The organism is Gemmobacter sp., from assembly GCF_016792925.1.
Lineage (GTDB): Bacteria > Pseudomonadota > Alphaproteobacteria > Rhodobacterales > Rhodobacteraceae > Gemmobacter.
In genome coordinates this window covers 1-5217 of the sequence record NZ_JAEULU010000203.1, presented here as the reverse complement: position 1 = coordinate 5217, position 5217 = coordinate 1, and the positions used below count along the sequence as shown (strand labels likewise).

At 66.3% G+C, this 5217-nt stretch carries 6 protein-coding genes; 1 reads left to right on the top strand and 5 read right to left on the bottom strand.

Going from position 1 to position 5217, the window contains the following annotated elements:
• Both JNN06_RS09730 and JNN06_RS09725 read right to left on the bottom strand, forming a co-directional pair.
• Positions 1-268: cation transporter (locus tag JNN06_RS09730; protein ID WP_291239395.1), on the bottom strand; the 268-nt coding region annotated here is incomplete at its 3' end.
• Positions 265-831 (bottom strand): SH3 domain-containing protein, encoded by a 567-nt coding sequence (locus JNN06_RS09725; RefSeq protein WP_291239394.1) that lies wholly within the window; start codon positions 829-831, stop codon positions 265-267. The genes JNN06_RS09730 and JNN06_RS09725, both read right to left, overlap by 4 nt.
• Before the next feature lie 168 nt (positions 832-999).
• Here JNN06_RS09725 and JNN06_RS09720 point away from each other — a divergent pair, with 168 nt between their 5' ends.
• Positions 1000-1986, top strand: coding sequence for a D-glycerate dehydrogenase (locus tag JNN06_RS09720; protein ID WP_291239393.1), 987 nt, complete (start codon positions 1000-1002; stop codon positions 1984-1986).
• A 6-nt stretch (positions 1987-1992) separates the two neighbouring features.
• Here the strand turns inward: JNN06_RS09720 and JNN06_RS09715 are convergent, their stop codons facing one another.
• The 3 genes from JNN06_RS09715 to JNN06_RS09705 all read right to left on the bottom strand — a co-directional run.
• The gene (locus JNN06_RS09715) at positions 1993-2997 is read right to left on the bottom strand and encodes an NAD-dependent epimerase/dehydratase family protein (protein WP_291239392.1); all 1005 of its coding nucleotides are present in this window, start codon (positions 2995-2997) and stop codon (positions 1993-1995) included.
• A 36-nt stretch (positions 2998-3033) separates the two neighbouring features.
• Positions 3034-4278 (bottom strand): FAD-dependent oxidoreductase, encoded by a 1245-nt coding sequence (locus JNN06_RS09710; protein ID WP_291239391.1) that lies wholly within the window; start codon positions 4276-4278, stop codon positions 3034-3036.
• Between the two features lie 57 nt (positions 4279-4335).
• Positions 4336-5217, bottom strand: an 882-nt coding sequence (locus tag JNN06_RS09705) for an iron-containing alcohol dehydrogenase (protein WP_291239390.1), incomplete at its 5' end; no start/stop codon positions are given.

Below are 5217 nucleotides of genomic sequence, written 5' to 3'. Positions count from 1 at the left end.
GCAGCGCCTGCGCCAGCGCGGTGAGATCCTCGACCGAGGTATGACCAAAGGCGTGATCGTCATCGGCGGGTTTGGCGGCGTAGAACAGCGCGGCCATGGCGCCCAGGCTCATCATCAGGTCCAGCGCGCTATCGGCCAGCGAGGCCGCGACCGACAGCGCCCCGGTGGCGCCAAGCGCCCAGAGTTTCGCCAGAACCAGCGTTCCGGCCACCAGAACCGAGGCGATCCCGGCGGAAAGTTTCAGCCGGGTCTGACTGTCGAGGCTCATTCGATCACTTCGCCGGGGTCCACGCCCCAGAGTGCTGCGGTGGAGACCCAGCCCTTTTCGCCCTCGACGCTGAGGCGGCACCAATCGGGGATACATTGCTGCACCCGGGCGATCACGCCATGTTCGGCGCGCAAGACCACCTCGGCATCGGGTTCGGGCGCGTCGCGGAAATCGGCCAGTTCGGCATTGATGATGACCGAACGCACGCCCGACAGCAGCGAGTAATGTACCCAGCCGCCCAGGCCCTCCTGATCCTCGACCCGGCGCCAGTTCTCGTATTCGGCGGTCACTTTCAGCGGCATGCCGGTGCGGGTGAACACCCAGTCGATGCGATGGCTGAGACCGGGGCCGCGCCGGGCATTGCCCTCATCGGTTTTCAGCGTGACAAAACGCGGCAGCGGCAGGTTGGTCACCTGCCCGCGCGAGGGGGCGCGGCCTGCCGCCTCGGCCGAGGCTTCGGCGGGGGCCTCGGGGCCGGGCGCCTGTGCCAGGGCGCTGCCGGTGCCAAGGGCCAGAACGGCCAGCGGCGCCGCGAAATCCCGCAGGAATTGCCTGAAATTCATGCTGCGATCCTGTATCATCCCAGATGCGCGGAAATATTTCCGCCATATTCCAATGTTTGCGCGCAACATTGTTGCGTGGGGTCTTGTGCCTGCCCCCGTTACCCGGCACTTTGCCGGAAACTGGACCGATTTGGAAGTGCCCGGGTCGGAAGATTGCAGGAGGAAGGCATGCCCGCACAGCGCCTTGACGTCATCGTGACCCGTCGTTTGCCCGAGGTTGTGGAAACCCGGATGAAAGAGCTGTTCAATGTCGAGCTGCGCGATCCTGACATCAAGATGACCCGCGACGAGCTGGTGGATGCGGTGAAGCGCTGCGATGTGCTGGTGCCTTGCGTGACCGATCAGCTGGATGCGGCGGTGCTGGCGCAGGCCGGGCCGCGCCTGCGGCTGATCGCCAATTACGGCGCCGGGGTGGATCATATCGACGTGGCGACGGCGCAATCGCGGGGCATCATCGTGTCGAACACGCCCGGCGTGGGGGCCGAGGACACGGCGGATATGGTGATGGCGCTGATCCTCGGCGTGGTGCGCCGCCTGCCCGAGGGCATGGCCGAGATGCAGGCGGGCCGCTGGTCGGGCTGGGCGCCGATGGATCACCTGGGCGGGCGGATCGGCGGGCGCCGTCTGGGCATTCTGGGCATGGGGCGGATCGGGCAGGCGGTGGCGCGGCGCGCGCGGGCCTTTGGCATGCAGATCCATTACCACAATCGCCGCCGGGTCCACGACAGCATCGAGCAGGAGCTGGAGGCGACCTATTGGGAAAGTCTCGATCAGATGATTGCCCGGATGGATATTGTTTCGGTCAATTGCCCGCATACGCCCTCGACCTTCCATCTGCTGAATGCGCGGCGGCTGAAGCTGCTGAAGCCTTCGGCAGTGGTCATCAACACCTCGCGCGGCGAGGTGATCGACGAAAACGCCCTGACCCGGGGCCTGCGGGCGGGCGAGATTGCGGGTGCTGGCCTGGATGTGTTCGAGCATGGGCACGAGATCAACCCGCGCCTGCGCGAGCTGCCCAATGTGGTGCTGCTGCCGCATATGGGCTCGGCCACGGTGGAGGGGCGCGTGGAGATGGGCGAGAAAGTCCTGATCAATATCAAGACCTTCGCCGACGGGCATCGCCCGCCGGACCGGGTGGTGCCGGGGATGCTGTAAGCGCCCTCAGACCTGGTAATAGTCGCGATACCAGGCCACGAAGCGGCGCACCCCCTCGCCGATCTCGGTGCGCGGCAGCGGGCCGGTCAGCGCCTCGATCAGCGTCGCATCGGCCCAGGTGGCGGGCACGTCGCCGGGCTGCATCGGCAGCATGTTTTTCTGCGCTTCGCGCCCCGTCGCGGCTTCGATGGCGGCCACGAAATCCATCAGCTGCACCGGGGCGCCATTGCCGATATTCACCACCCGCCAAGGCGCGACGGGCGAGAGGCTGTCGGCCGCGCCCACCGGATCTGCGCCCGGAACCGCCGCGATCAGCCGCAGGATTCCCTCAACAAGATCATCAATATAGGTGAAATCGCGGCGCATGTCGCCGTGGTTGTAAACGTCAATCGCCTCGCCGTTCAGAATGGCCTTGGTGAATTTGAACAGCGCCATATCGGGGCGGCCCCAAGGCCCGTAAACGGTGAAAAAGCGGAACATCGTCACCGGCAGCGCGTAGAGATGGGCATAGCTATGCGCCATCGCCTCGGTTGCCTTTTTGGTGGCGGCATAAAAGCTCATCTGGTGATCGGCCTTATGCGTTTCGGCATAGGGCATGGCCTCATTGGCGCCGAACACCGAACTGGTGGAGGCCAGCAGCATATGTTCGGGCGGGAAGGCGCGGGCGGCCTCCAGCAGCTCGAACGTGCCGATCAGATTGGCCTCGACGTAAGAGCGCGGCGCGTCGATCGAGTAGCGCACCCCGGCCTGGGCGGCCAGATGCACCACCACATCGGGGCGAAACTCGTCCATCAGCCCGTGCAGCAGGCCAGGGGTTTCCAACAGGCCCTCGACGGCGCGAAAGCCGGGATGCTGGCTGAGCATGGCGTGGCGGCGCTGCTTCAGGGCCACGTCGTAATAGTCGGACATGCCATCCAGGCCCAGCACCTGCCAGCCCTCGGCCAGCAGCCGCTGGCACAGATGGTAGCCGATGAACCCCGCCGAACCCGTCACAAATGCCTTGCGCGCCAAAGCCTTACCCTTCTTTTCTGCCGCTGCTGCCGGGGGTCAGAACCGCGTCGCCGCATAGGGCGCCACGTCCAGCCCGGCCTCGCGGCCTGCGATCATGTCGGCGACGATCCGTGCCGTGATCGGCGCCAAAGTCAAGCCGATATGGCCGTGACCGAAGGCATGGATCACATTTGCGCCGCCGCGCGAGGGGCCGATCACCGGCAGGCTGTCGGGCATGGAGGGGCGGAACCCCATCCAGCTGCGGCTAGGCTCGGGCAGATCGGGGAAGATGGCGCGGGCGCCTTCCTGCAGGCGCGCGATTCGATGCGGCGAGGGCGGCGCGGTGAGGCCGCCCAGCTCGACCGTGCCCGCAACGCGCAGGCGCCCGGCCATCGGGCAGAGGTAAAAGCCGCGAGTCGTTGGGCAGGTGGGCCGGGTCAGGCGCGGCCTTTCCATATCAAATTCAAGGTGATAGCCGCGTTCGGTATCCAGCGGGACGGCGTCGCCCGCCTGTGCCGCCAGGGCGCGGCTATGGGCGCCCGCCGCGATCACCACCTGGCGGGCATGGAGGTGGAGGCCGGGGGCCTCCAGCACCAGACCGGCATAATGCCGGGTGAGGCGGGTGATTCGGTGCCGCAGATGCGGCACGCCCTGCGCCGCCAGCCGCGCCGCCAGCTTGGCCATCATGGCCACGGGATCGCTCAGGAACACCGCCTGCGGGAAAAACGCAGCCCCGCCCTCCGCGGCGGGCAGGCCCGGCTCCATGCCCGCCAATTCCTCGGGGCGCAGCATTTCCACCGCGATTCCAAGGCTTTGGCGGAAGGCCATATCGGCCTGCGCGGCGCGGAAGGCCTTGGATGTTTCGTAAAGATACAGGCAGCCGCGCGGTTGCAGGATGGCCTCGCCCCCCACCTCGGCGGCCAGCTCGCGCCACAGGGGCGCCGCGTCCTTTAACAAGTTGGAAATGGCGCGGGCGTTGCGCGCGGCAGCGCCGGGTAGGCTTTGCCGGGCAAAACGCAGCAGCCAGGGCGCCAAAGATGGTAAACAGGCGCGGCGGATCGAGAGCGGCGAATGGCGGTCAAACAGCAGCGAAGGCAGGTTTTTCAGCACCTCGGGCGTGCCGACCGGCTGCACCGCATAATCGGCAATCGTGCCCGCATTGCCGTAGGAGGCGCCCGAACCCGGCGCCTCGGGATCGACGATCACCACCCGCCGCCCCTCGGCCACCAGGCGCAGCGCCGAGGCCATGCCGACGACGCCCGCGCCGATCACGGCAATCTCGGTGGTGTGATGCTCGGTCATGGGCTCGCGATCTGGCGGAGGGGGGAGAAGGGGGCGAAACGCCCCCTTTTCAACACCTTACATGCAAGAGGCGAAAAGCGCACGGGTATTCTCGCGCGTCATTTCGATGGGGTTGCCGCCGCAAGACGGGTCTTCCAGCGCCATCTCGGTCAGCTCGTCCAACCGGGCCGGATCGACGCCCATGGCGGTCAGATTGGCCGGGATGCCCAGCTTGGCCCGCAGGTCCATGATGGCGGCACAGAAGCCATCGAATCCGCCCGCGATACCCAGATAGGCGGCGGCCTTCTCGATCCGTTCTTCGATCGCACTGCGGTTGAACGCCAGCACCATCGGCATGACCACGGCATTGGTGGTGCCGTGATGGGTGTTATAGACCGCGCCGATCGGATGCGAGAGCGAGTGAATGGCGCCAAGGCCCTTCTGGAAGGCCACGGCCCCCATGGCGGCCGCGCTCATCATATGGGCGCGGGCGTCAAGATCATCAGGGTTATCATAGACTTGGCCCAGATTTTCGAAGACCAGGCGCATGCCCTCCAGCGCGATGCCCTGCGACATCGGGTGATAAAACGGGCTGCAATAGGCCTCAAGGCAATGCGCCAGCGCGTCCATGCCGGTGCCGGCGGTGATGAAGCGGGGCATGCCGGTGGTGAGGGCGGGGTCGCAGATCGTGACCACGGGCATCAGTTTCGGATGAAAAATGATTTTCTTTTTATGGGTCGCGCTGTTGGTCAGCACGCCCGCGCGGCCAACTTCGGACCCGGTGCCAGCGGTGGTCGGCACGGCGATGACGGGGGCGATTTTCGCGGCATCGGCGCGGGTATACCAGTCGTCGACATCCTCCAGATCCCAGACGCTGAGACCTTCGCGCTGATGCGCCATCAGGGCGATCATCTTGCCCAGATCAAGGCCCGAGCCGCCGCCAAAGGCGATGACGCCATC

What these genes read in the sequence shown, in the direction of transcription:
- JNN06_RS09720 (WP_291239393.1), top strand. Translation starts at nt 1,000, where the DNA reads ATGCCCGCACAGCGCCTTGACGTCATCGTGACCCGTCGTTTGCCCGAG.
- JNN06_RS09725 (WP_291239394.1), bottom strand. Translation starts at nt 831, where the DNA reads ATGAATTTCAGGCAATTCCTGCGGGATTTCGCGGCGCCGCTGGCCGTT.
- JNN06_RS09710 (WP_291239391.1), bottom strand. Translation starts at nt 4,278, where the DNA reads ATGACCGAGCATCACACCACCGAGATTGCCGTGATCGGCGCGGGCGTC.